The sequence below is a fragment of the Streptococcus ruminicola genome, from assembly GCF_011387195.1.
In the GTDB taxonomy this organism is placed as follows: Bacteria; Bacillota; Bacilli; order Lactobacillales; family Streptococcaceae; genus Streptococcus; species Streptococcus ruminicola.
Genome location: NZ_CP046919.1, coordinates 1,892,252 through 1,918,578 on the forward strand (window position 1 = coordinate 1,892,252; position 26,327 = coordinate 1,918,578).

Consider the following 26,327-nt stretch of genomic DNA (forward strand, 5'->3'; position numbering starts at 1 on the left):
TCGTTTCTTATTCACCCAATACTTTAAGACTATTTAAAACTTTGAAATCTTCTTCAGCTTCCAATTTTTCAGTAACCGCAGCCAATTGTGTCTTACTCATTGAGTGAGTAATGATAACCACACGTGCACGAGTACCGTTTGCTTTTTGTTGAAGCACTTGTTCAAATGAAATATTTTCAGAATTGAAGATTTCAGCTAAACGAAGCAATTGACCTTTTTTGTCAGGTGTATTAATTGCAAAATAGTAATGGCTTGTCACATCTGAAGGATTTGCCATTTTTGTTTCACGAGCAAATTCGTTGAATGATTTACCAACATTGCCATCTTTAATACGGCGGCAAATGCGGATAATGTCAGCTGTTACAGAAGTTGCTGTTGGCTTTTGACCAGCACCTGGTCCATAATACATTGATTCACCGATACCGATAGATTCAACAAAGACAGCATTCATAACGTCATTTACACTAGCAAGTGGGTGAGCTTTTGGCAAGAATGTTGGTGACACTTCTGCTGAAATACCTGATTCAACTTCACGGACGTCTCCGACAAGTTTAATCACATAACCAAGTTTTTGAGCAACCGCTACATCATCTGGTGTGATTGTTGTGATACCTTTATGAGCCACATCATCAAAATCAATTGTCATACCAAAGCCAAATTGACTCAAGATAACAGCTTTATAAGCAGCATCGATACCTTCAACATCATTTGTTGGGTCACTTTCAGCATAACCAAGTTCTTGAGCTGTCTTAAGAGCATCATCATAAGTCCAACCTTCATCAACCATCTTAGTCATCATAAAGTTTGATGTACCGTTAAGAACACCCAAAATACGAGTCACTTTATCAGAAGTAAGTGAATTTGCTAGTGTACGAAGGATTGGAATACCACCAGCTACTGCTGCTTCATAGTAAAAAGCAACACCTTTATCTTTAGCAAGCGCAATCAATTCTTTACCATGAGTAGCAATCAAATCTTTGTTGGCTGAAACAACATTTTTATCTGCTTCAAGAGCTTTTGTGATGAAAGTACGAGCTGGTTCGATACGTCCCATCAATTCAACAACAATGTCAATGCTATCATCACTTAAAATCTCATCAACGTTTGTAACAAAATTATAATCATTTCCGGCAGCCAACAAACGATTTTTTTCTTCATCGTCTTTGACAAGAACCTTAGCGATTTCAATGGTGTCATGAGCTGCTTCCGTGATTTTTGAATGATTTTCTTTCAAAAGGAAAGGAACACCACTAGCAACTGTACCAAAACCGAGCAAAGCAATTTTTATTGACATTTTATTCTCCTTAGTAAGTAATTTTCGAACGGAAAAGTGATTTTTTCAACCAGCACTTCCTAAAATAAAAACATTTTCTACATTATACCATAAAATTATTCAGAATTTACAGAAAAATAAAGAAGTCTAAAAATCTTTCCCTAATTTAAGGTAAATTCTTTATTCTGTACTAAAAAAGTAGTACAATAAAAGCAGATTTTTATCTACAGGGGAGATTTCCATGAAAACACGACACAAGCACGAGAAAAAAAGCAAAAAATCACTAATACTCGTCAATATTATTCTATTTTTAGCCTGTATCATAGCTGGCGCCATGCTCTTTTTCACATTAAAAGAGAGTCACTCGATTCTATCAGCAGAAAAAGCAGAACAAATCTCAAAAAAATCAGATCAACAAACGTCAACCACTCCTCCTACCAATCAAACTTCAGTAAATCAAGCTAGTGACAATAATAGCGAAGTTAACTGGGTTCAGCAAGATTCAGATGTTTCTCTTCCAATTCTAATGTATCACGCCATTCACGTCATGGCTCCCGAGGAAGCTTCAAACGCTAACCTTATCGTAGATCCGACAACATTCGAAAGTCACATCAAGCGACTTTCTGATGAAGGATACTATTTTTTAACTCCTGAAGAAGCTTATAAAGTTCTGACAGAAAATGTTTTACCAAATGGAAATTCAAAAATCATTTGGTTAACTTTTGACGATAGTTTATGGGATTTTTACGATAATGCCTACCCTATTTTGAAAAAATACGGTGCCAAAGCAACTAACAATGTCATTACAAGTACTGTTGGAAATCCTGCCAACCTTAGCCTTGACCAGATGCTTGAAATGAAAGAACAAGGGATGTCTTTCCAAAGTCATACTTCAACCCACCCAGACTTATCTGCTAGTGATGACAATACTCAAAAAACAGAAATGTCCGATGCCAAAAGCTACCTTGATAGCAACTTATCACAAGATACCATGACAATCGCCTATCCTGCAGGACGTTATTCTGATACCACTCTCCAACTCGCTGGTGAACTCAACTATAAACTTGGTATTACAACAAATGAAGGAATTGCTGATAAAAATGACGGTTTACTATCATTAGATCGCATTCGAATTTTACCAGAAACAACAGCAGATAGCCTTATGGCAAGTATCAATCAATAAAAAAAGAGCCTCAGTAAGGCTCTTTTTTAGTCAATTTTTCATTAATGATTTGTTTTTCGAAACATTTTGATTAAACTATAAATGATATAAGCTAAATTTCCCAAAAACAAAGCTGACCACAGATAGACAAAAAGTTTCTGATGGTGCTCAATATTGTAAAAAACGGCAACTAGATAAACCACCAAATAAACCAATGACATGATTGGAAATGTTTTCTTCTTTTGCTGCATAACTCACTCTCCCTTTAACCGTCATATCATAACACAATTTGAATACGCTGTCCATATCGCCAATGATTTTTTAATAAGTATTTACATTATAATTGAAAGGGCTATCTCATAAAATTTGATACGTTTACATTTTTGGAAAACGTTTTAGGATAAACTTCTTTTCCCCGGCATCGCAAAGAGAGTGCTATAATAACTTTAACTAATACTCAGATCCAATTCCCCATTTTGCTCAAAAAGAAAGGATTTAATTATGGTATGTGGTAAAGTTAAGCAAATAAAGGATACAAAAGACAGGCTATTTTGTTCCCTCATCTGCCTGATGAAAGGCAAAAACTACGAAGACATCAGGATTAAAGATATTCTCGAAATCTCCCAAGTCTCAAGAAGAACCTTTTATCGTCACTTCGCTAATAAACAAGAACTCTTAAATTACTATTTTGAAAAGGTAATCGATGAATATCTAAGAGAACGCCAAAACTTCGCTCAATCTGAAAGTTTCGAAGAAGTGGTGGCTGGTTCATTAGAATTTTGGTATCATAAGCGAAACGTTTTATCAATCTTAATCAAGCACCAACATTTCGATCTTTTCTTTCAAAAATTTGATAGCCGAACCAGAAAAATATTTGATAGCATTACTTTACCTTGGTTTGCTTATAGTGATGATGTCGCAAAAATCAACTATGCAGTTGAATTTATCGCTGGAGGTTATTACAATGTTCTCAGGACTTGGCTTAAAAAAGAAAATCCTGAGAAACCTGAAGAAATTACCCAAGATGTTAAACAGCTGATTATTAAATTAACTAAATTCTTTGATTTAAATCCACAAATCGAAAAACAAGAACTCTGATAATTTCAGAGTTCTTATCTTTTTTACTAATATTAAAACACTTGATGTAACATGACTAAAATGAAAATCAATACGATCAATGATAAGATTTGAATGAATTTGATTTCACTGGCTAAGAGAATCGGGTAACTTCTCAGATTAGTCTTTTTACGATACCATTTTGACCAAAGTATTCCTGCTTCACCAAGAATTAAAGTAAGAAATGGATAAATAAAAAGATTAATCCTACTTCCTTTACCATCCACTAAGCCATTATTAAAATGAAGCATAATTTCTTCTGGTGAGAGCAAAACTAAGGCGATAGTTACTAGAAAAGTAACACCATATAGCAATCTAACATATAACGAGAATCTCTTCATCTGACTTCTCCTAGCAAGTACTGTTATTCAAATTCTAATCTTCCCATTCCTAATTGTCAATTAAAAAAGCAAAAAACCACCAGTCAGATGACTAGTGGTTCTGTTTTATTAAGCTACTTGAGTAGTTACCAAACCTTAATATCGAAATCTACCAAAAAACTCTTCAAAGTGACTTGATATTATTTTCTTTAATACTCTTTGTAAATCTAGCAAACTTATCTCCTAAAGCTCAAAATCTCGAACAGTTTGTTTTTCTTCCTCATTCAATCCGAACAAATCCATGACGAGTTCATCAATCTCAGTATTTAAAGAATCAACTAAGTCTTGATCAACTTCCTCTTTTGCCATTTCTTTCATTAGTTGCTTAGCTAAGTCAGCGATTTCATTCTGTTGGTCAACAGTTGAATTAGGAATAGGGAATTGCTTGATTTGTGTTAGTCGCATTTGAGGAAATGTATTTCTTTGTAAAAAATCAAACTTTTCAATAGCATAAAAAGAAAGTATTTTTGAATTCAATACACCAATTAAATATAAAGGAGAAACTTTCAGATTGGTAATACTTTCAATACTCTGTTCATGTACAAAATTTTCATTTGTATAGGTTGCTCTAAAAGTATAGATAGATTTCACTGGAATTCTAGCAATTAAAAGTCGCTCTCCTTCAAAAAGTTTACTATCTCTAGGTGCAGCTAGGTGACTTCCATAAGATAAAAACTTTCCTGACCAGTCTAAATAGTATCTTTGTAGATCACTACCTGATAGAAACATCCGATAGGATTCATCATCTTTTTGATTAGAGAAAAACGGCTTACTAGCTTTAAACTCTTTAAATTCATCTTTGTCCTCAGGTTGTTTAGGACTTCCTTTACCTCGTTCATACGCTTTCAATCCATCTTTGACTGTACCATAATTTTTTTCTAATACCTTAGAGTTCTTCTCAATTTTTAATAATAATGACGAAACTCCTCCACTAATAGACGAAATTGTAATTACATCCTGACTAAGTAAACTTTCAGCCTTAGTTTCAGCTACTAGGTTTGTTTCACCACCTGAAATCACACCTAAAGTAACTTTAGAGGGGCGTTTCGTAAACATATCTACTATACAAACATCAATAGAAGCTTCATCAAAAATTTTATCTTTAGAATTTATAAAAGTTACTTCATCATAGTTTTTAAGAATATGGTGGCGTAGCCTCTTATATTGATTAATTGTAAAAAATGAATTGGGAATAATATATGAAATTCCACCGCCATCTCGAACTAGAGAAAAGGCTAACTCCAAAAACAAACCAAAAGTATTTGCTTGATAGTTATTCAAAGGATAAGTCCTTGAATAGTAGCTTTTCATTTCATCTGAAAAGACGTTATTTTGAGCGAAGATATAAGGTGGATTACCAATCACAAGGTCGAAGCCAACAAACTGACCGTCTTCTCCTAAAATTTCTGGAAACTCCATTCGCCACTCCATACCTCCCGCATAGAGTGGATTCTTTAGACGAGCATCCAGTTCTTTTTCTGCTTGAGCAAGTTGTTTACTTAATCTTTCAAATTCTTTACTATTCTTGTTTTCTTCATCAAAAAGACTAATTGCTCCTGCCTTATTTCGCTCAGAAATCAATTTAGTCAACTTCTTCAACTCAGGACTTGAAGCTAGGTCATCAAAGGAATATTTGAGTTTTTCAATCTTATCCCAAATAATTCCCTTGGTAGCTTTATTGTTGGTTTTCTTATAATCTCGAACAAGCTCCAAGTACTCTTTGAAATCATTGCGACGCATATCAAATTCATAGTCAAAGTCAAATTTATGAAGAAGACTATCTCCAACCTTAATATTGATATCAATATTTGGAAGTGTTGTTAATGTGTCAACACCACTCTCTTCATCTTTATAATAGTATGAAGATTTCAATAACTCAATCCAAAGACGCAAACGGCAAATATTAACTGAACTTGGGTTAATATCAACTCCAAATAGGGAACTTTCTAGGATATGTCGCTTCTGATGGAAAATCGCCTTTTGAATCTGTTCTGATTGTTGATTACCAGTCTGATAGACAAAGTTATTTCCTGCCATATCCTGAATAACTAACTCATCATTGATAACATAGCATTGAATAAGATTCCCAATGAATTTTCCCTCAGCATCAAATAGAACATTTAAATCACTTTTGAGAGCAATGATTTCATTAAGAACAGAGACAAGGAAGTGACCTGACCCAACTGCTGGGTCACAAACTTTAAGTTCATCAATAGCTTGATTGACTTTATGAGCATTTTCAATGCTGTGTCCAATCCCTATTTTAATATCTTCAATGGTTTCACAATTCCAACCAAGAGCTTCATTAACCTTATCAACCACTGCTGTACGAATCGCTTTGCGTGACATATACATCGTAATGTTACCTGGAGTGTAGAAAGAGCCATCACGATACCCGTTAATCTTTTCAAAAATCAGACCAAGAACAGAGGCATTGATGAGGTCATTCTTAGTTTTTTTATGGTGGCTAATACTAGTTGAGAAATCATAAGAATCAAGGAAGTCAAAAAGATATTCAATAATGTTAATTTGACCCTTTTTCCGTTTCTTATCTGCCCCTATTAAAGCAGTTTTAGAGAAAATCTCAATATTACCCTCAGGCAAGCGATCGATACTAATTCCATATTCAGACTTCTCCAGTTGAGTTTCTTCAAACAATGATGAATTAAGATAAGGAATATAACCAAACTTTTCTTGAATTCTTTTATTTCGATCATTTACCTTGCGAGCAAGAACACCGAAGAAAAGGCTGTAAATCTCTTCAAAGCTAGAAAGTTTATCATAAGTCAAGAAACGGTATGATTCATCACTATTGAACAAAACTAACTGAGATTCTAGCAGTTTAAGAAAAAGAATCCTATTCATCCAAACAACTGTCAACTGAATAGCATTTTCCTCTTGTTTATCTTTAGGAACATCTTTCATATCCAATTTTTCAATAATATTTTCTACGAAAGAATATTGCTGTCGTTTAGCAGGTTTCAAGCGTGAAATGATTTTTGTTGTTCCCTGTTTGCTTTCCTCTAACCCCATCAGATAAAGTAATTCATCATAAAAGTTTTTATTAAGTTTGTTAGAGTCGGTAAAAATTTCTTTATTCAGTAAGTTCTCGGCAGTGAAAAAGCGATAAAGCTGAGTAAGGTTATTCTTCTTAATTTCAATCGTCTTACTTGATTTAACCAAGGCTTGACTTAAATCAAAGTGAGCAATAACAATACCTTTTTCAATTGCTTTATCAATTTCAGGTGCAATCACCTCTGAGTATAAAAATTCAGTCTTATTGCTAGCAAGTTGATTGTTCTTGAACTTAGTCACAAGGTCAATCAATTTCTTATTCTTGAAGAAATGTTTTTCAAACTCCTTGGATTCAATTACAAACCAAGAAAAACCGTTAGTAATGATACACTTCTTAATCTCAAGATTTTTCTCAAAGAGCCTTTCGTTCAAGTAGTAAGCTACAATCTCTTGAAACCCCTTTGAATTGATTCGGTCAGTCGTCATCATCTCTGACTTATTAGTTAAACTCTTGCACTCGAAAAGAACACCTAAAGTAGAATTTGAATCCTTACCATTGTAAATAGCAAGGTCAATTCTGCTAGATGTATTTATAAAGTTATAAGGTAAAAGACTTTCTAAGAAGTCTTTTAAAAGAATTTTCTGATGCTCCTCAGATTCTGATTCTTGCCTAATCAAATTAGTCAGATAGTTGACCAATTTTTGACTGAATACTTCTTTTTCCTCATCCAACGGCATAATAGCTTGGACTGAGCGATTCATACTTTCTTTTAGCGTAATCCCCTTAATTGCCATTCACATACCTCACATTATTTATCAGCAAAAGGGAACTAATAGTTATTTAGTGTATTTTGTTAGCAATACACTAAAGGGGGTACCCCCTTTACCAAAATATTTATTTAATCACTTAATTATACCATGTTTAATTGAAACAATAAATTATAAATTGATAGCAAACAAAAACCCCGCTAGTCCTAAGACTAGCGGGGTTATTCGTTTTATTAGGCTACTTGAGTAGTTACCTTATTATTTAAGAGTAACTGAAGCTCCAGCTTCTTCAAGTTTAGCTTTGATTTCTTCAGCTTCTGCAGTTGCAACGCCTTCTTTAACGTTAGCAGGTGCACCATCAACAAGAGCTTTAGCTTCTTTAAGACCAAGACCTGTAACTTCACGTACAGCTTTGATAACAGCAACTTTTTTGTCGCCAGCTGCAGTCAATTCAACGTCAAATGAGTCTTTAGCAGCACCAGCGTCTGCAGCACCAGCAGCAGCTACAGCTACAGGAGCAGCTGCAGTTACACCAAATTCTTCTTCGATAGCTTTTACAAGATCGTTCAATTCAAGGATTGAAGCTTCTTTAATTTCAGCAATAATGTTTTCAATGTTCAATGCCATTGTAGATTCCTCCAAAAATATTAATGTTTTATTAGATAATTGTTTGTAGCCCTAGGCTACCATACGCATTAAGCAGCGTCGTCTTCTTTGTTGTCTGCAACTGCTTTGACAGCAAGTGCAACGTTGCGAACTGGCGCTTGAAGTACAGAAAGGAGCATAGAAAGAAGTCCTTCGCGGTTTGGCAATGATGCAAGAGCAGCGATTTCTTCTTTTGAAGATACAGCGCCTTCGATTGCCCCACCTTTGATTTCAAGTGCTTCAGCATCTTTAGCAAAGTCACTAAGAACTTTTGCTGGTGCAACAACATCTTCGTTAGAAAATGCTACTGCAGATGGTCCTACGAAAAGATCTTTCATTCCGTCAAGACCTGCTTTTTCAGCTGCACGAGTCAAAATTGAATTTTTGATAACTTTAAATTCAACACCGTTTTCGCGAAGATTACGACGAAGAACTGTATCTTGTTCAACTGTAAGACCACGTGAATCAACAACAACGATAGATGCAGCAGCTTTCATTTTTTCAGCAACAGCATCAACTTGTTCAGCTTTTTTAGCAATAATTGCTTCACTCATTAGTTTTACCTCCGTTATTATTTTTGGGCTAGGTACAAAAAAATTCGCACCTAAACCTAGACACGAAAGTACAAATACGTTATTTCATCATTACGTTTTGTGCCTCGGCAGGAATATTACGAGCACGGCTCCCCTGCTGTCTTAGGTCAGTTTCATTACAAAACCTTAATTATTATAACTTAGATTTTTGTAGCTGTCAACACTTTTTTACTTTTTTTGCTTAATTTTTTTATTTTTACTCTTTTCTGCTATTAAATAACACGCTAATTGACTTTTGAATTTTTCTAACAAAACCCTAAAATCATATTATAGTATTAGTTTTAAAAATATCAAACGCTTACTAGATAAAAAAATCATATTTTCTGCGCATAATTCTTTGACTTTTACTGACCAAAGGTGTATTATATCCTCAGAAGGTGATTGATAGGAACAATTGATAAATCTCTTTAAATACGACCTCTCTACTCCGATATGTAAAGACTAAAGGGATTTGACCTTCAATCTTCCAAATCATAGCATAATATCATTTGGAATTATTTTAAGAATGAAAAGAGGTAATTATACATGGCAAACAATCAATTTTACGGAAGAGATCCTTTTGGAAATATGGATGATATCTTCAACCAATTAATGGGAAACATGGGAGGATACAATTCAGAAAATAAACGTTACCTAATCAATGGTCGCGAAGTAACTCCTGAAGAATTTGCTCAATACCGTCAAACTGGTAAACTCCCAGGAAATGCTGATTATCAAGAAGGTGCTCCTACTTCTGCACCTAAAGAAGATGGTATCTTGGCTAAACTTGGAACAAACTTAACTGAACGTGCTCGTAGCAACGAACTCGATCCCGTTATCGGACGTAACAAGGAAATTCAAGAAACAGCTGAAATCTTGTCTCGTCGTACAAAGAACAACCCAGTTCTAGTCGGGGATGCTGGTGTTGGTAAAACAGCTGTCGTTGAAGGATTAGCGCAAGCTATTGTTAACGGTGACGTGCCTGCTGCTATCAAGAACAAAGAAATCATCTCAATTGATATTTCAGGCCTTGAAGCTGGTACACAATACCGTGGTGCTTTCGAAGAAAACATCCAAAACATGATTAAAGAAGTCAAAGACGCTGGTAATATCATCCTCTTCTTTGATGAAATTCATCAAATTCTTGGAGCTGGTTCAACTGGTGGTGACTCTGGTTCTAAAGGTCTAGCAGATATTCTTAAACCTGCTCTCTCTCGTGGTGAATTGACTGTTATTGGTGCTACTACTCAAGACGAATACCGCAATACCATTTTGAAAAATGCTGCGCTCGCTCGTCGTTTCAACGAAGTTAAAGTTAACGCTCCTTCTGCTCAAGACAGCTTTAACATCTTGATGGGTATTCGTGATTTGTACGAAAAACACCACAATGTTATCCTTCCAGATAACGTTTTGAAAGCTGCCGTTGACTTTTCAATCCAATACATTCCACAACGTAGTTTACCAGATAAAGCAATTGACTTAATCGATATGACTGCTGCTCACCTAGCTGCACAACATCCTGTAACTGATGTTAAATCTTTGGAAAAAGAAATTGCAGAACAAAAAGAAAAACAAGAAGCCGCTGCCGCTAAAGAGGATTACGAAGCAGCTCTTAACGCCAAAGTGCGTATCGAAGAATTGCAAAAACAAATCGATAATCACACTGAAGACAAGAAAGTTACTGCTACCGTTAATGACGTTGCTGAGTCCGTTGAACGTCTAACTGGTGTGCCTGTTTCAAACATGGGCGCAAGCGACATCGAACGTTTGAAAGAATTGGCTAGTCGTTTGAAAGGTAAAGTCATTGGTCAAGACGAAGCTGTAGATGCTGTTGCTCGTGCTATTCGCCGTAACCGTGCTGGTTTTGATGAAGGAAACCGACCAATTGGTAGCTTCCTCTTCGTAGGTCCTACTGGTGTTGGTAAGACAGAACTTGCTAAACAATTGGCTCTTGATATGTTTGGTTCAAAAGATGCAATCATCCGTCTAGACATGTCTGAGTACTCTGACCGCACAGCCGTTTCTAAGTTGATTGGTACAACTGCTGGTTATGTTGGTTACGATGACAACAATAACACACTTACTGAACGTGTTCGTCGTAATCCTTACTCAATCGTTCTTCTTGATGAAATTGAAAAAGCCGACCCACAAGTTATTACACTTCTTCTTCAAGTTTTGGACGATGGTCGTTTGACTGATGGTCAAGGTAATACAATTAACTTCAAGAACACTGTTATCATTGCTACATCTAACGCTGGCTTTGGTAATGAAGCTTTGACAGGTCAAGAAGACAAAGACATGAAGATTATGGATCGTATCGCTCCATACTTCCGTCCGGAATTCCTTAACCGTTTCAACGGTATCATCGAATTCTCTCACTTGACTAAGGATGACTTGAACGAAATCGTTGACTTGATGCTAGCTGAAGTTAGCAAGACTATCGCTAAGAAAGGTATTGATTTGGTTGTCAGCGATGAAGCTAAACAACACCTTATCGAAGAAGGCTACGATGAAGCTATGGGTGTTCGACCACTCCGCCGTGTTATCGAACAAGAAATTCGCGATAAAATCACTGATTTCTACCTTGATCACACAGATGTTAAACACCTTAAAGCTGATATGGTTGACGGAGAACTTGTTATCAGCGAAAAATAAGCCTATCAAGGCACTCCAATTTCTAAGCACTCCTAATCTCTTAAAAGCTCAACCCAACTTGTTATGGGTTGGGCTTTTTCTACCATAATATAGGACAAGTATGATTTTTCTAAAAACCCCCTAGTACCTTATCATATAAAATGTTACAATATGACTGTTGACTCTATTAGAAAGAAGGACATGGTGTGAATGATTTAGAATACATGCCTCAGAACAGTCGTTTTGAAGCTGTTTTACTCGGATTTTTAGGTGGTGCCCTAGACGTCTATTGCCAAATTCAATTTGACACACTTGTTGCCACCCAAACCGGAAATATTCTTTTTCTTATCGCTGATATTAGTCATAGTTCACTTCATCAGACACTTATCCGTTTGTACTCAGTTTTATTCTTTTCACTCGGATTTATGTTTGGATTGCGTGTACGTGCCAAAGCCAAAACAGCCTTTTGGCGTGCCTATGCTATTTTGCCTTTATTAGTTGTAACGATTGCTTTGCCACTATTACCTGAGAATCGTTTACTTTGGGTTATTCTTTTAGCGCTCGGTACTGGTTTACTAACTTTGACATTCTCTGGTAGCCAGATTGAATCGCACGCTTATTCTATTTTAATGACTTCAGGAAATTACCGTAAAATGATTACAGCATGGCACAACTACTTAACTGTTGAAGAAAAAACAGCAAAAATGAAACGACAAGCTGTGAACTATTCTTTGGTCGTTGTTAGCTTTATCATCGGTGCTATCTTTGTCGCGATTGTCCACCATTTCATTCAAGTAAGAACCATCTGGGTAGTATCGCTCACCCTGGCTGCTATCGTTTATCATTACACAAGTGTGGTTATCCGCTACCGCCTTCAAGAAACAAATCTATAATCAAAAAAACGTTTGGAAAACTCCAAACGTTTTTATTTTAATTTATCAGCCAATAATTTAATGTCTTCTGGGCGAGTTCGGCAACAGCCACCGACAATCTTTGCGCCGAGTTTGTGCCAAACTTGACTATTTTCACACAAGGTATGTGAATTGTCTGGTGATGATTTCCAAGTCTGTGTTGCCCCGTCATAGATTTCTCCAGAATTTGGATAAGTTACCAAAGGTTTTTGAGAAATTGTGCGACTAGCTTTCAACAAATCTGAAATAATCGCTGGTCGGCTACAATTAATCCCAAAAGCAAGAATTTGTTTGCTGCTGTCGCAGAGTTTTGCGACCTCAGTCATTAGCGTTCCATCAGAAATGCTCTGACTATCTTGTGCCGTAAAGGACATGTAAGCTTCCGTATCAGAAAATTCATCAGCCAGCAATTCAACCAAGGCTGTAGCTTCAGTCATATTAGGAATCGTTTCAATGGCTAGAAAATCACTTCCCGCCGCCAGCAAAGTCTGAATACGTGAACGATGAAAATCTTTGAAACTTTCTTTTGACAACTGATAATCCCCAGCATACTCAGAACCATCTGCCAAGTAAGCTGCGTAAGGTCCAACATCACCAGCAATCAAGGGATAGACACGCTTTTTCTTCTCGTCGTCTGACAAAGATTGCCAAAAATTTTGGCGAGCTTTTTTAGCCAATTCAACTGTCAAGGCAATAGTGTCAAGTGCCTCTTTCTCTGACAAACCATAATCTTCTAGCCCTTGAACCGTTGCTTGATAACTTGATGTTGTCACAATATCAGCACCCGAACGAAGATAATCTTCATGAAGTTCTTGAATAATTTGCGGATTTTCCAGCAAATATTTTGCTGACCACAATTTTCCTGACACATCATGACCACGATTTTCTAACTCAGTTCCAAGAGCCCCATCCAAAATAAGATAATCAGTTGATTCTAGTAATTCTTTAAGTTTACCCATAACTTCCCTTCTACCATTTTTTATAACGTAAGTAGTGATACACATAACACAAAGCAATAAATGGAAGTCCAAAATACAGACCTGCTCTTTGCGATGCATCCCAAGCAATTCCGACAATAGAAATTAACAACAGCACAATTGTAAAGTAAGGCAAGACTGGCGTCATTGGCGTTTTGTACGACAACTCATCTAGAGAATGATTCTTCAAAAAACTCTTTCGAAAATTAATCTGCGCAAGAGGAATTGATAGCCAGACAACAACCACAGCAAAACCAGCAATAGATACCAAAGCTAGATAAACCGTATCAGCTGCGTAAATACTTGAAAATAGAGCCAGTACTGCACCAATCATCGATAACAAGAGAGCACGCATTGGCACACCGTGTTCATTGATTTTAACAATTTTTTTCGATAGCATGCCTTCATTGGCTAGTGACCACAGCATACGACTTGAAGCATAAAGTCCGGAATTTCCAGCTGATAAAATAGCTGTTAGGATAACAAAATTCATCATGTCAGCCGCAAATGGAATTCCCATTTTGTCAAAAACATCAACAAACGGCGCCGTTGACACTCTTGCCTCTTTCATTGGCAAAAGTGATGCCAAGACGAGAATGGTCAAAACAAAGAAAATGACCAAACGTCCGATAGTTGTCTTAATCGCTTTTGGCACAGCCTCTTTTGGATTGTCTGTCTCACCAGCCGCAATCCCAATCAATTCTGTCCCAGAGAAAGCATAATTAACCGCCAACATCACTGAAACCAGAGCAGCAAAACCTTTTGGAAAGGCACCATTAGCAGTTAGATTGGTAAATAAGATTGCTTTATGTTGACCTTCAAAACTAACCAAACCAAACATAGCTCCAAGACCTAGTATGATAAAGATAATGATTGCAATAACTTTAATTGAAGCAAAAAATGACTCAGCTTCCGCAAAACTTCGAACACTTAAAGCATTAATAGCAAAAATTACCAAGGCAAAAAGTGTCGCAAAAATCCAAGTCGGAACATCTGGGAACCAACGCCCCATAAGCATTGCTGCTCCTAAGAATTCCGTTCCAAGAGCCACCGTCCAACAAATCCAGTAAAGCCAAGCTACTGTAAAACCTGTTCCTGGACTAATAAACCGTGTCGCATAAGTGTGAAATGATCCAGTAACTGGCATAGCAACAGCTAGTTCTCCCAAGGATAACATGACCAGATAAACGACAACTGCTCCAACCAGATAAGACAAAACAGCTCCTAAAGGACCTGCTTGAGCAATCGTGTAGCCAGAACTCAAAAACAAACCTGTTCCGATAACACCACCCAAAGACAACATAAACAAATGCCTGCTCGTCATCTTACGCTGGAATTGACCTTCATTTTCAAAATTATGATTTTCCATATAAGCCTCTCAATCCGTAATATATCTATCATATCACAAGATTTTCAGAAATGATAATAGACTTTAACTATCAAACACTTAGTTAAAAACTATAGCAATGAAAAAAGCCTGAAATTATCATCTCAAGCTTTCATTATTACAATTCTTCTAAGATGCTGTCCCAAGCTTCATCCAAACCAGTACGGTCGACTGATGAGAAGACAACAAACTTATCAGATTTATCAAAATTCAATTTTTTCTTGATAGCTGATTCATGCTTGTTCCATTTACCACGTGGAATTTTATCAGCTTTTGTTGCTACCACGATAACTGGAATTTCATAATACTTCAAGAATTCATACATCTGAATGTCATCAGCACTTGGGTCATGACGAAAATCTACCAAACTAACCACCGCACGCAAATTATCACGGCTAACAAGGTATTCTTCAATCATTTTGCCCCATTTAGCACGTTCAGCTTTAGATACTTTGGCATAACCATATCCTGGAACATCGACAAAACGTAACTTGTCATCGATGTTATAGAAATTCAATAATTGTGTTTTACCAGGCTTACTAGAAGTACGAGCCAAATTCTTACGTCCTAAAAGAGTATTAATAAAACTAGATTTACCAACATTTGAACGACCAGCAAGAGCGACCTCAGGGAGCTCGTCTTGTGGGTAATGTGATTTATTAGCTGCACTTAACAGAAGTGAGGCGTTATGGGTATTTAAATACTCAGTCATTCTCTCCTCCTTATGCAATCTCTAAAATTGGTTTATCTTTGCCTTCAACAGCATCTTTTGTGATACGGACTTTAGTGACTTCTTCACGACTTGGAATTTCAAACATGATATCCATCATTGTTTCTTCAATGATTGAACGAAGTCCACGTGCACCTGTCTTACGTTCGATAGCCTTATTAGCAATAGCTTGAAGGGCGTCTTCATCAAATTCCAACTCAACACCATCATATGATAGAAGTGTTTGGTATTGTTTAACCAAAGCATTACGAGGTTCTGTCAAGATTCGCACCAAATCATCTGTTGTCAATTGTTCAAGCGCAGCAACGACTGGCAAGCGCCCGATAAATTCAGGAATCAAACCAAATTTTTGAATATCTTCGGAGATGATTTCTTGCATGTAAGAAGCATCTTCATCAATCTTGCGGTTGCTTTGACCAAAACCAATAACTTTTTCACCGAGACGTTGTTTAACAATGTCTTCGATACCATCAAAAGCACCACCAACGATGAAAAGAATGTTCTTAGTATTGATTTGAATCATTTCTTGGTTAGGGTGTTTACGACCACCTTGTGGTGGAACGCTTGCTACTGTTCCTTCAATGATTTTAAGGAGAGCTTGTTGGACCCCTTCACCTGAAACATCACGAGTGATTGAAACATTTTCGCCTTTTTTGGCAATTTTATCAATTTCATCCACGTAGATGATACCACGTTCTGCACGTTCAATATTAAAATCAGCCGCTTGAATAAGTTTCAAAAGGATGTTTTCAACGTCCTCACCAACATATCCTGCTTCTGTCAATGATGTCGCGTCAGCAATCGCAAATGGAACGTTTAAACTTTTCGCCAAAGTTTGGGCAAGGAATGTTTTCCCTGAACCAGTTGGTCCGATTAATAGGATGTTAGATTTTTGTAATTCAACATCTTCTTCATCACGACTTTCGGCAAAAGAAACACGTTTGTAGTGGTTATATACAGCCACTGCGAGGGCACGTTTAGCGCGTTCTTGACCGACAACATATTCATCGAGGGTTGCTAATAATTCTTTTGGTTTTGGAACTTCAGCCAAATCTGCGAGAACTTCTTCTGCTAACTCCTCTTTAATAATCTCTTGGGATAAAGCCACACATTCATTACAGATAAATACGTTATTTCCGGCAATGATTTTTTTTACTTCGTCTTGGCTTTTTCCACAAAATGAGCAATAAACTTTTACATCATTTGTTCGATTTCCAACCATTTTTCGTTCTCTCTAACTTTATACTTTCTCTATTTATTAAAACAAGGTACCATACACGGCATGAATGGTATTTACTACATTAGTAAAGGCATTCAAAAACAAAAGGACAGCTAACCCATAACGTTTTTTTCTAAGTGCTGGGAGAGCACACAAAAAACAGATAACTGCTAGTAGAGCCGTGAACACACCAAAAATACTTCTCTGCATTCCTTTCTCCCTGTGTTATTTTTATTTTTCAAAAACTGTAATCGTAAAATCGTAGGCGTTTTTGTCATCTTTTTCGTTAAATGACTCTGAAACCTTTTTAAAGGCTTTTAAATCAAGATTTGGGAAATAAGTATCTCCTTCAAACTCACCATGAACCGTTGTCTTAACGATAGCATCACAGTATGGCAAAAAAGTTTCATAGATACTTGCCCCACCAACGATATAAAGGGTCTTGTCGTGAGTTTTAAACCAATCAAGGACTTGTTCCACATCATGAACAACAGTCACGCCGTCGGCTTCAAAACTTTTATCACGTGTCAAAATCAAGGTTTCACGACCTGGTAAAATGCGACGTTTCATACCATCAAAGGTCACACGCCCCATTAAAAGAGCTTGACCCATCGTTGTTTCTTTAAAATGCTTTAATTCTTTTGGGAGACGCCAAGGTAATCTATCATTTACCCCGATTAAGCGATTTTCATCTTCCGCCCAGATTGCAACGATTTTCTTTGTCATATTGTCCTCTCATTCATTACTTTCATTTTATCAGATTTCCTATAAAAATGCTGAGATGCGATACGAAAGCCACTGAAAAAGATTAAATAGCCAAATCAAATTTCAATTGCGGTTTAACGGGTTCGTAATCAACTAATTCAAAATCTTCTGGTTTAATATCAAAGAAATCTGTTCCATCAGGCACATTCAAAACCAAACGCGGTTGACAGTCTGTTGGTTGACGTCGCAATAGTTCTTCTGCTTGCTCAAATTGATTGTCATAGATATGAAGGTTATTTACAAAATAGAAGAATTTACCAACTTTCCATCCGAAATGTTTGGCAATCATCATTTGAAGGGCCACGTATTGCATGGCATTAATGTGATGAGAGACCAACATATCATTTGAGCGTTGGGTTAGGGTAGCATCAAGGTAAATGTCACCGTCAACGCGACGCACATCATACATAGTTTGGAAAGCACATGGTAAAAGACCGTCTGTATTTTCAAAAGCTTCGTAATCCCAAAGTGAGATAACATTGCGACGATTCCATGGGTTTTCTTCGAGTTGTTTTAAGATTTTACGAATAATATCGTGTTTTTTAACAACTGCACCATAGCGTTCGCCGATCGTACCAGTGCCATCAACTTCCCAATCATTCCAGTATTTAACATTGTATTTATCATTTAAAACTGAAAGATCATTAGTTTGATCTTGATAAATCCAGAAGATTTCTCGGATAGCACTTTTAATGGGAATAGGACGAAGGGTTGTAATCGGAAACTCACCTTTACTAAGGTCGTATTCCGCAAAAGCACCTGTTACATATTTAGAATTTGCTTGTCCACCACTTTGGTACACAGGACGTGCATTCTCTGAAAATACCCCTTCATTCATAATTTTTTTGATATTTTCTTTAAAAATAACATCTGCTTTTGTCATGCTATCCGCTCTCCTTTGATTGTATTGATTTTTTGAAAAAATCATTCCTTCCTATTTTATCTGAAAAACACTAAAAAAGCTAGTATTTTTAACGAATTTGGCTGAATTTGCTATTACTTTGAAGGATAAAACAAACGAATTTTTTATAGGGCATTTTGCCAACTTTATGTTAAAATTAATTTTGGACAATTAGTCACGCCGTAAATTTAATAAAAACGAATTTCCTATTTAAAAGGTTTTCCCCACTTTTAAAAAACTTGTTAGGCAAGTACGAATGAAGATAAAGTTCCTAACATTTATTGGAAATTCAATAAAAAGAAAGGTTTTTTCATGAAAATTGGTATTGATAAAATAGGATTTGCAACAGCGCAATACGTGCTGAATATGGACGACTTGGCCGAGAGCCGCAATGTTGATCCAGATAAATACAGCAAAGGTCTCCTATTAAATAATCTAAGTATCACGCCAGTCAATGATGATATTGTGACACTTGGTGCTTCTGCAGCAGAAAGTATTCTAAGCGAGGAAGATAAAAATACTATTGATATGATTATTGTGGCAACAGAATCATCTGTTGACCAAAGTAAAGCTGCTTCTACTTATATTCATAGTCTCTTGGGCATCCAACCTTTTGCTCGTAGCATTGAAATGAAAGAAGCTTGTTATGGTGCAACAGCAGCGCTTGATTACGCTCGTTTGCACGTTCAAAAACACCCAGAATCAAAAGTTTTAGTTATCGCTTCAGACGTTGCTCGCTATGGTGTTAACACCCCTGGTGAACCTACTCAAGGTGCTGGTAGTGTTGCTATGTTGATTTCAAAAGACCCACGAATCTTGCTACTTAATGACAACTCAGTTGCCCAAACGCGCGATATTATGGATTTCTGGCGTCCGAACTACTCTACTACCCCTTACGTTAACGGTATTTACTCTACAAAACAATACCTTGACATGTTGAAAACAACATGGGCAGAATTTCAAAAACGCTTCAACACTTCTCTTGCAGATTTTTCAGCCTTCTGTTTCCACCTTCCATTTCCTAAATTAGCCCTTAAAGGCTTTAACAAAGTCATGGATAAAAACCTACCAGAGGACTTTAAAGAAAAACTCAAGGAAAACTTTGAAAGCACTATTCTCTATAGTAAAGAAGTTGGAAATATCTACACTGGTTCACTATACTTAGGTCTTCTTTCACTTCTTGAGAATTCTAAAAATCTTGTAGCTGGTGATAAGATTGCTCTCTTCAGCTATGGTAGTGGTGCTGTCGCAGAAATCTTCTCAGCAACTTTGGTTGATGGTTTTAAAGACATGCTACAAACTAACCGTTTAGAAACGCTTAAAAACCGCATTCGTCTTTCTGTTGAAGACTACGAAAAATTATTCTTTGAGGAAGCTGCTATCGATTCAGAAGGAAATGCCAATATTCCTGAATACAAAACAGGTGCATTTACCCTCAAAGAAATTCATGAACATCAAAGAATCTATGGTAAAGTAAATGACAAATAAAGTGACTTGGGGAGGATTCTCCAAAAAAACGTTGGCTGAACGCCTTGAACATCTGGAAAAAAATGAACTCATTAGCGCAGAACGCTTAGAAAGCTTAAAAAACAATGAGCTTCTCTCACTAGAAACTGCTAATCAAATGGCCGAAAATGTCTTAGGAACTTTTTCACTTCCATTTTCACTAGCGCCAGATTTTCAAATCGATGATAAAACTTTCAATGTTCCAATGGTAACCGAAGAACCTTCTGTGGTTGCTGCTGCAAGCTTTGCAGCTAAAATCATCAAACGTTCTGGAGGTTTCAAAACTCAAGTTCACTCTCGTAAAATGATTGGGCAAGTTGCCCTTTACGACGTTCCAAATAAAAGTGCTGCTAAAAAAGCCATTGTTGAACACACAGAACAATTAATTAGCCTAGCAAATGATGCGCACCCTTCTATCGTTAAACGTGGAGGTGGTGCACGCGAATTGAGTATCGATGAAAAAGATGACTTTTTGATTGTTTACCTAACGGTTGATACTCAAGAAGCTATGGGCGCTAACATGGTTAATACTATGATGGAAGCTTTGGTGCCAAACTTAGAAGAGTTATCAGGCGGTAAAAGTTTGATGGCCATTTTGTCAAACTATGCAACAGAATCTCTTGTTACCGCTGACTGTCAAGTTGACCTTCGATACCTCAGCCGTAACAAAGAGGAAGCTCAAGAGTTAGCTAGAAAATTCCATTTAGCAAGCAAACTTGCCCAGGAAGATGTCTACCGTGCAAGTACGCATAATAAAGGTATTTTCAATGGTGTTGATGCCGTTGTTATGGCGACTGGAAATGACTGGCGTGCTATCGAAGCTGGTGCTAACACTTATGCTTGTAAAGATGCCCAATACCGCGGTTTAGCAACTTGGACCTTTGACGAAGAAGCGCAAGTTCTCCGTGGCCAATTAACCCTTCCAATGCCAATCGCAACACGTGGTGGTTCAATCGGACTGAATCCAACAGTTAAAATTGCGCACGACCTTCTTGGTCACCCTGATGCCAAACAGTTGGCACGTATCATCGTTTCTGTTGGTTTAGCACAGAACTTTGCTGCTATTAAAGCTTTGACTTCAACTGGCATTCAAGCTGGTCACATGAAATTACAAGCTAAATCACTTGCACTCCTTGCTGGTGCCAAAGATAAAGAAGTCTCTGAAGTGGTTAAAGCTTTACTAGAAGCTCCACATATGAATTTGGAAACTGCGCAGCACATCTTACTAAACTTGCGAAATTAAACAAAATATTTTAATAAGTGAGTCGTGTCTAATGGGCATGGCTCATTTTCTATTTTCAGGCTCGTGAAAAAACTGTCCATTGGACCTAACTCGCTTTCTTATTTTTAGGCTCGTGAAAAACTGTCCACTGGACAGTTTTTTTCCTTGACTTTAATTTTTGATAATTATATAATCTAGTTATTAATACTAGATGAAGAGGTGGATATAACTTTATGAAACCAAATTATCCAAAATGGTCTGAATTACCAGAGATTGATTTGTACTTAGATCAAGTACTTCTTTACGTTAATCAAGTTGGAAAAGCCAATCAACAGGATGAAAAAGGCTTGACAGCTTCTATGATAAATAATTATGTCAAACATGGTCACTTAGAAAAACCTGTTAAAAAGAAATACAATCGTAAGCAAGTGGCTAGATTGATTGTTATTACAGCATTGAAAAATGTTTTTTCTATCCAAGAAATCAGCCAAACTTTGGCACTCTTGACCGCTGATGACCAGTCACAAAAACGCTACGATGACTTTGTTGCTTGTATGAATGGTGAAAAAGTTGATAATTTACCTCCTGTGGTCGTCTCAGCTTGTCAAACGTTAAAATTGTATTTTCAAACCCATGAATTGGTTCACGCATTAGAAGGAGAATCCCATGAAAGCTAGCATGACTTTAAAACTTAGTAAACGTCTTTCTTTTGGTGAAGAGGTTGCAAATAGTGTCACTCACGCTGTCGGTGCTGTTGCAATGCTGGTACTCTTGCCGATTACAGCTATTTACAGTTATCACCACTATGGCATGCAGGCTGCTGTTGGGATGTCAATTTTTGACATTAGCCTGTTTTTGATGTTCATGTCATCAACAATCTACCATTCAATGCAATATGACTCACCACAAAAATTTGTTCTACGTATTATCGACCACAGTATGATCTACATTGCCATCGCTGGTTCTTATACTCCAGTTGCTCTTTCACTTGTTGGTGGCTGGTTAGGTTACTTAATCATTATCTTGCAGTGGGGAGCAACCATTTTTGGCATTCTTTACAAGATTTTTGCTAAAAAAATCAACGATAAATTCTCACTCTTTCTTTATTTGCTAATGGGTTGGTTAGTTGTCTTTATCATTCCAAGTATTATTAGTAAAACTGGTGTTGTCTTTTGGAGTTTGATGCTGGCTGGTGGTTTAGCTTACACAATTGGTGCGATTTTCTACGCTAGAAAACGTCCTTATGACCACATGATTTGGCATTTGTTCATCCTGCTTGCATCTATCTTACAATACATCGCAATCGTGTATTTCATGTTGTAATAAAAAAAGCACTGATTAAAATCAGTGTTTTTTTGTTGCTTCTTGTAATTTTCCGTATAAAAGGTAATCGACTTCTTTTAAGTCATCGATGGTTTTGCAATTAAGAGCACACATGATCAGACGCAAATCATCTTTCCACCCGTTAATGATATCGATAACTTTGTTAACTGGGTATTTTTCAACCAATTCTAAGACTGTTCGTGAAAGCCCAACTGCTTTAGCACCAAGTACCAAACATTTAACCATATCAAGCGGATGACGAACACCACCTGAAGCTAAAATTTCAACTTTGTCGACCATTGATTGGGCATTCAAAAGACTTTGCACGGTTGTTTGACCCCAATCATTAAGGTAAGAGCGATTATCGCCACGTTGATTTTCAATATAGGCAAAACTTGTCCCACCACGTCCTGAAATATCAAAGGTTTTAATGCCTAAGTCATAAGCCGTCTCAATGGTTTTTAAATCCATACCAAATCCGACTTCTTTTAAAATAACAGGAACTGGCATTTTTGTCGCATAATCAGCCAAATGTTTTTTCCAAGAACGAAATTCACGCTCACCTTCAGGCATCAAAAGCTCCTGCATCAAATTCACGTGAACTTGCAAGAAAATGGGTTGCATTTCCTCAATGGTTTTAAGGCCAAGTTCATATGGTTTGTCAATACCAATATTAGTTGCAAGAAGTAAATCTGGGTAATCTGCTTTACTTGGATAAGAATCATCACCTGGATTTTTCAGCGCAGCACTATATGACCCAGTTACCATGACTAAACCAGTCGCTTGTGCTACTTGAGCAAGCTTACGATTGACGGCTTTTGCTTTTTCTGAGCCACCTGTCATAGCATTGATGTAAAACGGAAAGTCAAAATCACGTCCCGCAAAATGCGTATGCAAATCAATCTCGCTCAAATCATAATCAGGAAGTGAACGATGAATCAACTCCATATCATCAAAAGAGTTATACGGTGATTGATACTTTAGTGCATACTTGATATGCTCATCCTTACGGTTCATCATGCTAATTCCTCCATGTCTAGTAGCTCAATACCAACTTCTTGCCAACGCTTGATAAGTTCTTGACTATCTTCACGATTAAATGATATTGCAATACCACAATCACCACCACCTGAACCTGATGATTTAGCAATCACATCTAGACCATCTTCGGCAGCTTTTAAGGCTAAAAGTTTGTCGTTGTAAATAGCTGAGCTTAAGCCTAGCAACAAATCGCTCACATTTTGAAGTGCCTTTTTGACACTTTCTTTGTCACCAGTTTGCAGCGCTTGTTTACAAATTTGAACCTCTTTTTCAGTTGCTGCTAAAAATTCTTGTGAAATGGCTGATTTAACGAGATTAATCATATCTTTTGAAATAGAAGGCTGCATTGTCCATCCGACCAAAAACTCACATGGCAATGCTGGTGTGATAACTTCAATTTGATAACCCCAGTCTTTATTAAGTACTTCTTGAATTGATTCCTTTTCAATCCATTTGGCAACCTTTTGTCGATTAAATGAAGTAAATGCAACTAAGTCATCGTATGCAATACAAGCAATATCCCCCATCGAACCATTGTCACCAAGTTTTAAAAGTGTGTAAGACGCCAATTTAAAAAGAAGATCAGCTGACAAGTTCAACTCATAAAAAGCTGATAGAGCTTTTAGGGTTAAAACAGTAACTGACCCGCTTGAACCAATACCAAATTTCTTACCATCTCGCTCCATTTTTCCAATGATTTTAAGAGAAAAGGCTGGCATTTCTTCAATAGATTTGCCAAGATAATCAAATAAAGTTACGATTGTTTGCTGAATCAGTACATACTTGCTATCTGGCGTCATCCCAACTGCATAATCAAACATATCTGAAAAAAGACTGATATCCTTTGCTTCTTTAACCACAGCAGTCATGTGGATAGGAATATTTTTGATAATGGCTGTTTGACCTGGTGTCAGTATCGCGTACTCACCAGCTATATACAACTTTCCACCAGTTTGAACCTTAATCATTTTCATCTTACAATTCCTTAGTTCGTGAAACGATGACACGATAGTTTTCTTCAAAACGTTTTGTCAATCGCTCCAAATCTTCTTCTAAACAAAGCACTTTAACATTTGGCCCAGCATCCATTGTGAAATAACATTTTTCACCTTCTGAACGCAACTGTTTAACGAAGTCCATTGCCTTATAACTTTCCTCTGTTAGGTAATTAAATGGTGGATTTGCATGTGTGTTTGTGTCATGCATTGCAAGTGCGTTGCGTTCAGTTAACTCTCCAACACGTTCAAAATCATTATCCTTAAGATAGGCAAGCATATCTTTGTAATCTTGTTCAGATTGTTTGACCCAATCCGCAAAAGTTGTTGACGTTTCAACACAACGTTTCATACCTTCACGGCTAGAAATTGGTTTCTTACTATCACTCAAGACAAGCATAATCATAGCAAGCTTGAGGTCTGTTTGAACAGGGTAAACTTCACCAGAATCTTTGTCCCAAGCAGCAAGTGGTCCAAAGAATGAACGCGATGAGGAACCTGAAGCAAATTTTGCTTTTTGAGCAAGTTCTGCTTGATTTAAACCAGTTTCAAAGAGTTCGTTACACGCTTTAACAAGGGCAGACAGACCGCTTGAACTTGATGAAAGTCCTGCAGCTGTTGGCATGTTGTTGCTTGTTTCAACCTTGACATATTCTGAACGCTGCCCACGGTATTGATCAATGATGGCAGAAATTTTAGCGTGTTCTTTATCATCTTGTAAAACACCATTGATGTAAAATTCATCGTGGCTGGCTAAATCTGGCAAAAAGGATATACTTGTTGTGGTAAACATATTTTCCAGTGTCAATGAAATACTGCTGGTTGCTGGAATCATCTTAGCTGCGTCAGCTTTCCCCCAGTATTTGATAATAGCGATATTGGCATATGATTTTACCGTTACAATTTTTCGATCCACGTTTGAACCGCTCCTCCTTCTGTTAATGCTTTACTAATTTTTTCTGCTTGTGCTTTGGTCTGTGCAAGGGCGATAATACATCCTCCAAGACCTCCACCACTCATTTTGGCACCTAGAGCGCCGTTTTCTAAAGAAATCTGAACTAATTGGTCAGCTTTTTCAATGCTAACGCCAATTGCTTGTAAGTGACTGTGTGCTTTTGTCATCAAGGGACCAATTTCAGAAATAGCCTTGTCTTGAATCGCTTTTTGAACCATTTCTGTCAAGTCTCCTAAAGCAGCCAAATATGGCAAATTATTTTCCTCAGCTTGTGCAACTTTTTCAACTGCTTCACGCGTATTTCCATAAATACCCGTATCTGCGATAACAAGATAAGCATCCAAGTCTAGGTCAAGTGTGCTAAAACCAATATTTCGAATAAAGGTAATTGCCTTGTCACTCAAACATGTTTTAGCATCAAGGCCACTCGGATTTGAATGTGCAATAATTTCTGCTTTATTCACCAAAATTTCAAGTGTATCCATGTCGATGCTTTGCTCAAAATAATCAAAGACTGCACGAATGGCTGCGATAGAAACCGCCGCTGATGAGCCCATGCCACGTTTTTGTGGAATTTCTGAACGAATGTCATACGAAATGGATACATCTGTATGGTTAAGGTATTCTAAAGCCGCATAAACGGCAGTTGATAGGGTATCATAATAATCGAAGTGAATTTTTTTATCAGCTGGATAGATACGACATTCTACTTCAATTCCTTGAAGAGGAATCGCAATAGCAGGATAGCCGTAAACAACTGAATGTTCACCCATCCAAATAATCTTACTATGCGCCTTTCCGACGCCAATTTTCTTAGTCATTTTCTTCTC

General features: G+C 37.0%; 24 protein-coding genes and 1 other annotated feature. Of the genes, 8 read left to right on the forward strand and 16 right to left on the reverse strand.

Features of this window, described 5'->3' with window-relative positions:
• Window positions 1–7 precede the first annotated feature (7 nt).
• Window positions 8–1,294 carry a homoserine dehydrogenase gene (locus GPZ88_RS09585; protein WP_166044270.1) on the reverse strand — a complete coding sequence of 429 codons (1,287 nt, stop codon included), beginning with the start codon at window positions 1,292–1,294 and terminating at the stop codon, window positions 8–10.
• 220 nt (window positions 1,295–1,514) lie between these two features.
• Between GPZ88_RS09585 and GPZ88_RS09590 the strand changes: the two genes are divergently transcribed.
• Window positions 1,515–2,456, forward strand: a complete 942-nt coding sequence (locus tag GPZ88_RS09590; protein WP_166044272.1) for a polysaccharide deacetylase family protein — start codon at window positions 1,515–1,517, stop codon at window positions 2,454–2,456.
• 41 nt (window positions 2,457–2,497) lie between these two features.
• On the opposite strand, the gene GPZ88_RS09595 is transcribed toward GPZ88_RS09590, so the two are convergent.
• Window positions 2,498–2,686, reverse strand: a complete 189-nt coding sequence (locus GPZ88_RS09595) for a hypothetical protein (RefSeq protein ID WP_166044274.1) — start codon at window positions 2,684–2,686, stop codon at window positions 2,498–2,500.
• Between the two features lie 319 nt (window positions 2,687–3,005).
• Here GPZ88_RS09595 and GPZ88_RS09600 point away from each other — a divergent pair, with 319 nt between their 5' ends.
• Window positions 3,006–3,533 (forward strand): TetR/AcrR family transcriptional regulator, encoded by a 528-nt coding sequence (locus GPZ88_RS09600; RefSeq protein WP_240915090.1) that lies wholly within the window; start codon window positions 3,006–3,008, stop codon window positions 3,531–3,533.
• A 32-nt stretch (window positions 3,534–3,565) separates the two neighbouring features.
• On the opposite strand, the gene GPZ88_RS09605 is transcribed toward GPZ88_RS09600, so the two are convergent.
• The 4 genes from GPZ88_RS09605 to rplJ form a co-directional block, all read right to left on the reverse strand.
• Window positions 3,566–3,892: a hypothetical protein gene (locus tag GPZ88_RS09605; RefSeq protein WP_157629089.1), complete on the reverse strand. Its 327-nt coding sequence runs from the start codon at window positions 3,890–3,892 to the stop codon at window positions 3,566–3,568.
• A 222-nt stretch (window positions 3,893–4,114) separates the two neighbouring features.
• Complete coding sequence (locus tag GPZ88_RS09610) at window positions 4,115–7,741, reverse strand: type IIG restriction enzyme/methyltransferase (RefSeq protein WP_158913991.1); 3,627 nt, start codon at window positions 7,739–7,741, stop codon at window positions 4,115–4,117.
• Window positions 7,742–7,972: 231 nt separating this feature from the next.
• Window positions 7,973–8,341, reverse strand: a complete 369-nt coding sequence (gene rplL / locus GPZ88_RS09615; protein ID WP_009854351.1) for a 50S ribosomal protein L7/L12 — start codon at window positions 8,339–8,341, stop codon at window positions 7,973–7,975.
• A 68-nt stretch (window positions 8,342–8,409) separates the two neighbouring features.
• Entirely contained in the window at window positions 8,410–8,913 is a 504-nt protein-coding gene (rplJ, locus tag GPZ88_RS09620; protein WP_039696786.1) for a 50S ribosomal protein L10, read from the reverse strand.
• A gap of 28 nt (window positions 8,914–8,941) precedes the next feature.
• Window positions 8,942–9,077 (reverse strand) — a sequence feature (ribosomal protein L10 leader region).
• Between the two features lie 400 nt (window positions 9,078–9,477).
• On the opposite strand from rplJ, the gene GPZ88_RS09625 reads away from it, so the two are divergent.
• The gene (locus GPZ88_RS09625; protein WP_166044279.1) at window positions 9,478–11,586 is read left to right on the forward strand and encodes an AAA family ATPase; all 2,109 of its coding nucleotides are present in this window, start codon (window positions 9,478–9,480) and stop codon (window positions 11,584–11,586) included.
• 203 nt (window positions 11,587–11,789) lie between these two features.
• Complete coding sequence (locus GPZ88_RS09630) at window positions 11,790–12,458, forward strand: YoaK family protein (RefSeq protein WP_074561098.1); 669 nt, start codon at window positions 11,790–11,792, stop codon at window positions 12,456–12,458.
• Between the two features lie 32 nt (window positions 12,459–12,490).
• Here GPZ88_RS09630 and mmuM read toward each other — a convergent pair whose 3' ends face one another.
• The 6 genes from mmuM to GPZ88_RS09660 all read right to left on the reverse strand — a co-directional run bounded on the left by mmuM (window position 12,491) and on the right by GPZ88_RS09660 (window position 18,437).
• Window positions 12,491–13,435, reverse strand: a complete 945-nt coding sequence (gene mmuM / locus GPZ88_RS09635; RefSeq protein WP_166044281.1) for a homocysteine S-methyltransferase — start codon at window positions 13,433–13,435, stop codon at window positions 12,491–12,493.
• A gap of 10 nt (window positions 13,436–13,445) precedes the next feature.
• Window positions 13,446–14,822 (reverse strand): amino acid permease, encoded by a 1,377-nt coding sequence (locus tag GPZ88_RS09640; protein ID WP_166044283.1) that lies wholly within the window; start codon window positions 14,820–14,822, stop codon window positions 13,446–13,448.
• A gap of 136 nt (window positions 14,823–14,958) precedes the next feature.
• A complete protein-coding gene (gene yihA / locus GPZ88_RS09645) occupies window positions 14,959–15,552 on the reverse strand; it encodes a ribosome biogenesis GTP-binding protein YihA/YsxC (protein WP_074560304.1) in 594 nt (197 codons plus the stop codon).
• A 10-nt stretch (window positions 15,553–15,562) separates the two neighbouring features.
• Complete coding sequence (gene clpX, locus GPZ88_RS09650; protein WP_166044285.1) at window positions 15,563–16,792, reverse strand: ATP-dependent Clp protease ATP-binding subunit ClpX; 1,230 nt, start codon at window positions 16,790–16,792, stop codon at window positions 15,563–15,565.
• A gap of 228 nt (window positions 16,793–17,020) precedes the next feature.
• Window positions 17,021–17,515 (reverse strand): dihydrofolate reductase, encoded by a 495-nt coding sequence (locus GPZ88_RS09655; RefSeq protein WP_166044287.1) that lies wholly within the window; start codon window positions 17,513–17,515, stop codon window positions 17,021–17,023.
• 82 nt (window positions 17,516–17,597) lie between these two features.
• A complete protein-coding gene (locus GPZ88_RS09660; RefSeq protein WP_039696780.1) occupies window positions 17,598–18,437 on the reverse strand; it encodes a thymidylate synthase in 840 nt (279 codons plus the stop codon).
• A 330-nt stretch (window positions 18,438–18,767) separates the two neighbouring features.
• Here GPZ88_RS09660 and GPZ88_RS09665 point away from each other — a divergent pair, with 330 nt between their 5' ends.
• The 4 genes from GPZ88_RS09665 to trhA all read left to right on the forward strand — a co-directional run bounded on the left by GPZ88_RS09665 (window position 18,768) and on the right by trhA (window position 22,506).
• Window positions 18,768–19,943: a hydroxymethylglutaryl-CoA synthase gene (locus GPZ88_RS09665; protein WP_039696779.1), complete on the forward strand. Its 1,176-nt coding sequence runs from the start codon at window positions 18,768–18,770 to the stop codon at window positions 19,941–19,943.
• On the forward strand, window positions 19,933–21,204 hold the full coding sequence (locus GPZ88_RS09670; RefSeq protein ID WP_157629096.1) for a hydroxymethylglutaryl-CoA reductase, degradative: 1,272 nt from the start codon (window positions 19,933–19,935) through the stop codon (window positions 21,202–21,204). The genes GPZ88_RS09665 and GPZ88_RS09670 overlap by 11 nt, the downstream gene beginning before the upstream one ends.
• A 212-nt stretch (window positions 21,205–21,416) precedes the next feature.
• Window positions 21,417–21,860 (forward strand): DUF1836 domain-containing protein, encoded by a 444-nt coding sequence (locus GPZ88_RS09675; protein WP_074563855.1) that lies wholly within the window; start codon window positions 21,417–21,419, stop codon window positions 21,858–21,860.
• A complete protein-coding gene (trhA, locus tag GPZ88_RS09680) occupies window positions 21,850–22,506 on the forward strand; it encodes a PAQR family membrane homeostasis protein TrhA (RefSeq protein ID WP_074626707.1) in 657 nt (218 codons plus the stop codon). Before GPZ88_RS09675 ends, trhA begins: the two co-directional genes overlap by 11 nt.
• A 21-nt stretch (window positions 22,507–22,527) precedes the next feature.
• On the opposite strand, the gene fni is transcribed toward trhA, so the two are convergent.
• The 4 genes from fni to mvk are packed head-to-tail and all read right to left on the reverse strand — an operon-like array spanning window position 22,528 to window position 26,318.
• Window positions 22,528–23,526, reverse strand: a complete 999-nt coding sequence (gene fni / locus GPZ88_RS09685) for a type 2 isopentenyl-diphosphate Delta-isomerase (RefSeq protein WP_166044288.1) — start codon at window positions 23,524–23,526, stop codon at window positions 22,528–22,530.
• The gene (locus tag GPZ88_RS09690) at window positions 23,523–24,521 is read right to left on the reverse strand and encodes a phosphomevalonate kinase (protein WP_166044290.1); all 999 of its coding nucleotides are present in this window, start codon (window positions 24,519–24,521) and stop codon (window positions 23,523–23,525) included. Before GPZ88_RS09690 ends, fni begins: the two co-directional genes overlap by 4 nt.
• Window position 24,522: 1 nt before the next feature.
• Window positions 24,523–25,458 carry a diphosphomevalonate decarboxylase gene (mvaD, locus tag GPZ88_RS09695; protein WP_166044292.1) on the reverse strand — a complete coding sequence of 312 codons (936 nt, stop codon included), beginning with the start codon at window positions 25,456–25,458 and terminating at the stop codon, window positions 24,523–24,525.
• Window positions 25,440–26,318 carry a mevalonate kinase gene (gene mvk / locus GPZ88_RS09700; protein WP_166044294.1) on the reverse strand — a complete coding sequence of 293 codons (879 nt, stop codon included), beginning with the start codon at window positions 26,316–26,318 and terminating at the stop codon, window positions 25,440–25,442. Before mvk ends, mvaD begins: the two co-directional genes overlap by 19 nt.
• Between the last annotated feature and the right edge of the window lie 9 nt (window positions 26,319–26,327).

What these genes read in the sequence shown, in the direction of transcription:
- GPZ88_RS09585 (WP_166044270.1), bottom strand. Translation starts at nt 1,294, where the DNA reads ATGTCAATAAAAATTGCTTTGCTCGGTTTTGGTACAGTTGCTAGTGGT.
- GPZ88_RS09590 (WP_166044272.1), top strand. Translation starts at nt 1,515, where the DNA reads ATGAAAACACGACACAAGCACGAGAAAAAAAGCAAAAAATCACTAATA.
- GPZ88_RS09595 (WP_166044274.1), bottom strand. Translation starts at nt 2,686, where the DNA reads ATGCAGCAAAAGAAGAAAACATTTCCAATCATGTCATTGGTTTATTTG.
- GPZ88_RS09600 (WP_240915090.1), top strand. Translation starts at nt 3,006, where the DNA reads ATGAAAGGCAAAAACTACGAAGACATCAGGATTAAAGATATTCTCGAA.
- GPZ88_RS09605 (WP_157629089.1), bottom strand. Translation starts at nt 3,892, where the DNA reads ATGAAGAGATTCTCGTTATATGTTAGATTGCTATATGGTGTTACTTTT.
- GPZ88_RS09610 (WP_158913991.1), bottom strand. Translation starts at nt 7,741, where the DNA reads ATGGCAATTAAGGGGATTACGCTAAAAGAAAGTATGAATCGCTCAGTC.
- rplL (WP_009854351.1), bottom strand. Translation starts at nt 8,341, where the DNA reads ATGGCATTGAACATTGAAAACATTATTGCTGAAATTAAAGAAGCTTCA.
- rplJ (WP_039696786.1), bottom strand. Translation starts at nt 8,913, where the DNA reads ATGAGTGAAGCAATTATTGCTAAAAAAGCTGAACAAGTTGATGCTGTT.
- GPZ88_RS09625 (WP_166044279.1), top strand. Translation starts at nt 9,478, where the DNA reads ATGGCAAACAATCAATTTTACGGAAGAGATCCTTTTGGAAATATGGAT.
- GPZ88_RS09630 (WP_074561098.1), top strand. Translation starts at nt 11,790, where the DNA reads ATGCCTCAGAACAGTCGTTTTGAAGCTGTTTTACTCGGATTTTTAGGT.
- mmuM (WP_166044281.1), bottom strand. Translation starts at nt 13,435, where the DNA reads ATGGGTAAACTTAAAGAATTACTAGAATCAACTGATTATCTTATTTTG.
- GPZ88_RS09640 (WP_166044283.1), bottom strand. Translation starts at nt 14,822, where the DNA reads ATGGAAAATCATAATTTTGAAAATGAAGGTCAATTCCAGCGTAAGATG.
- yihA (WP_074560304.1), bottom strand. Translation starts at nt 15,552, where the DNA reads ATGACTGAGTATTTAAATACCCATAACGCCTCACTTCTGTTAAGTGCA.
- clpX (WP_166044285.1), bottom strand. Translation starts at nt 16,792, where the DNA reads ATGGTTGGAAATCGAACAAATGATGTAAAAGTTTATTGCTCATTTTGT.
- GPZ88_RS09655 (WP_166044287.1), bottom strand. Translation starts at nt 17,515, where the DNA reads ATGACAAAGAAAATCGTTGCAATCTGGGCGGAAGATGAAAATCGCTTA.
- GPZ88_RS09660 (WP_039696780.1), bottom strand. Translation starts at nt 18,437, where the DNA reads ATGACAAAAGCAGATGTTATTTTTAAAGAAAATATCAAAAAAATTATG.
- GPZ88_RS09665 (WP_039696779.1), top strand. Translation starts at nt 18,768, where the DNA reads ATGAAAATTGGTATTGATAAAATAGGATTTGCAACAGCGCAATACGTG.
- GPZ88_RS09670 (WP_157629096.1), top strand. Translation starts at nt 19,933, where the DNA reads ATGACAAATAAAGTGACTTGGGGAGGATTCTCCAAAAAAACGTTGGCT.
- GPZ88_RS09675 (WP_074563855.1), top strand. Translation starts at nt 21,417, where the DNA reads ATGAAACCAAATTATCCAAAATGGTCTGAATTACCAGAGATTGATTTG.
- trhA (WP_074626707.1), top strand. Translation starts at nt 21,850, where the DNA reads ATGAAAGCTAGCATGACTTTAAAACTTAGTAAACGTCTTTCTTTTGGT.
- fni (WP_166044288.1), bottom strand. Translation starts at nt 23,526, where the DNA reads ATGATGAACCGTAAGGATGAGCATATCAAGTATGCACTAAAGTATCAA.
- GPZ88_RS09690 (WP_166044290.1), bottom strand. Translation starts at nt 24,521, where the DNA reads ATGAAAATGATTAAGGTTCAAACTGGTGGAAAGTTGTATATAGCTGGT.
- mvk (WP_166044294.1), bottom strand. Translation starts at nt 26,318, where the DNA reads ATGACTAAGAAAATTGGCGTCGGAAAGGCGCATAGTAAGATTATTTGG.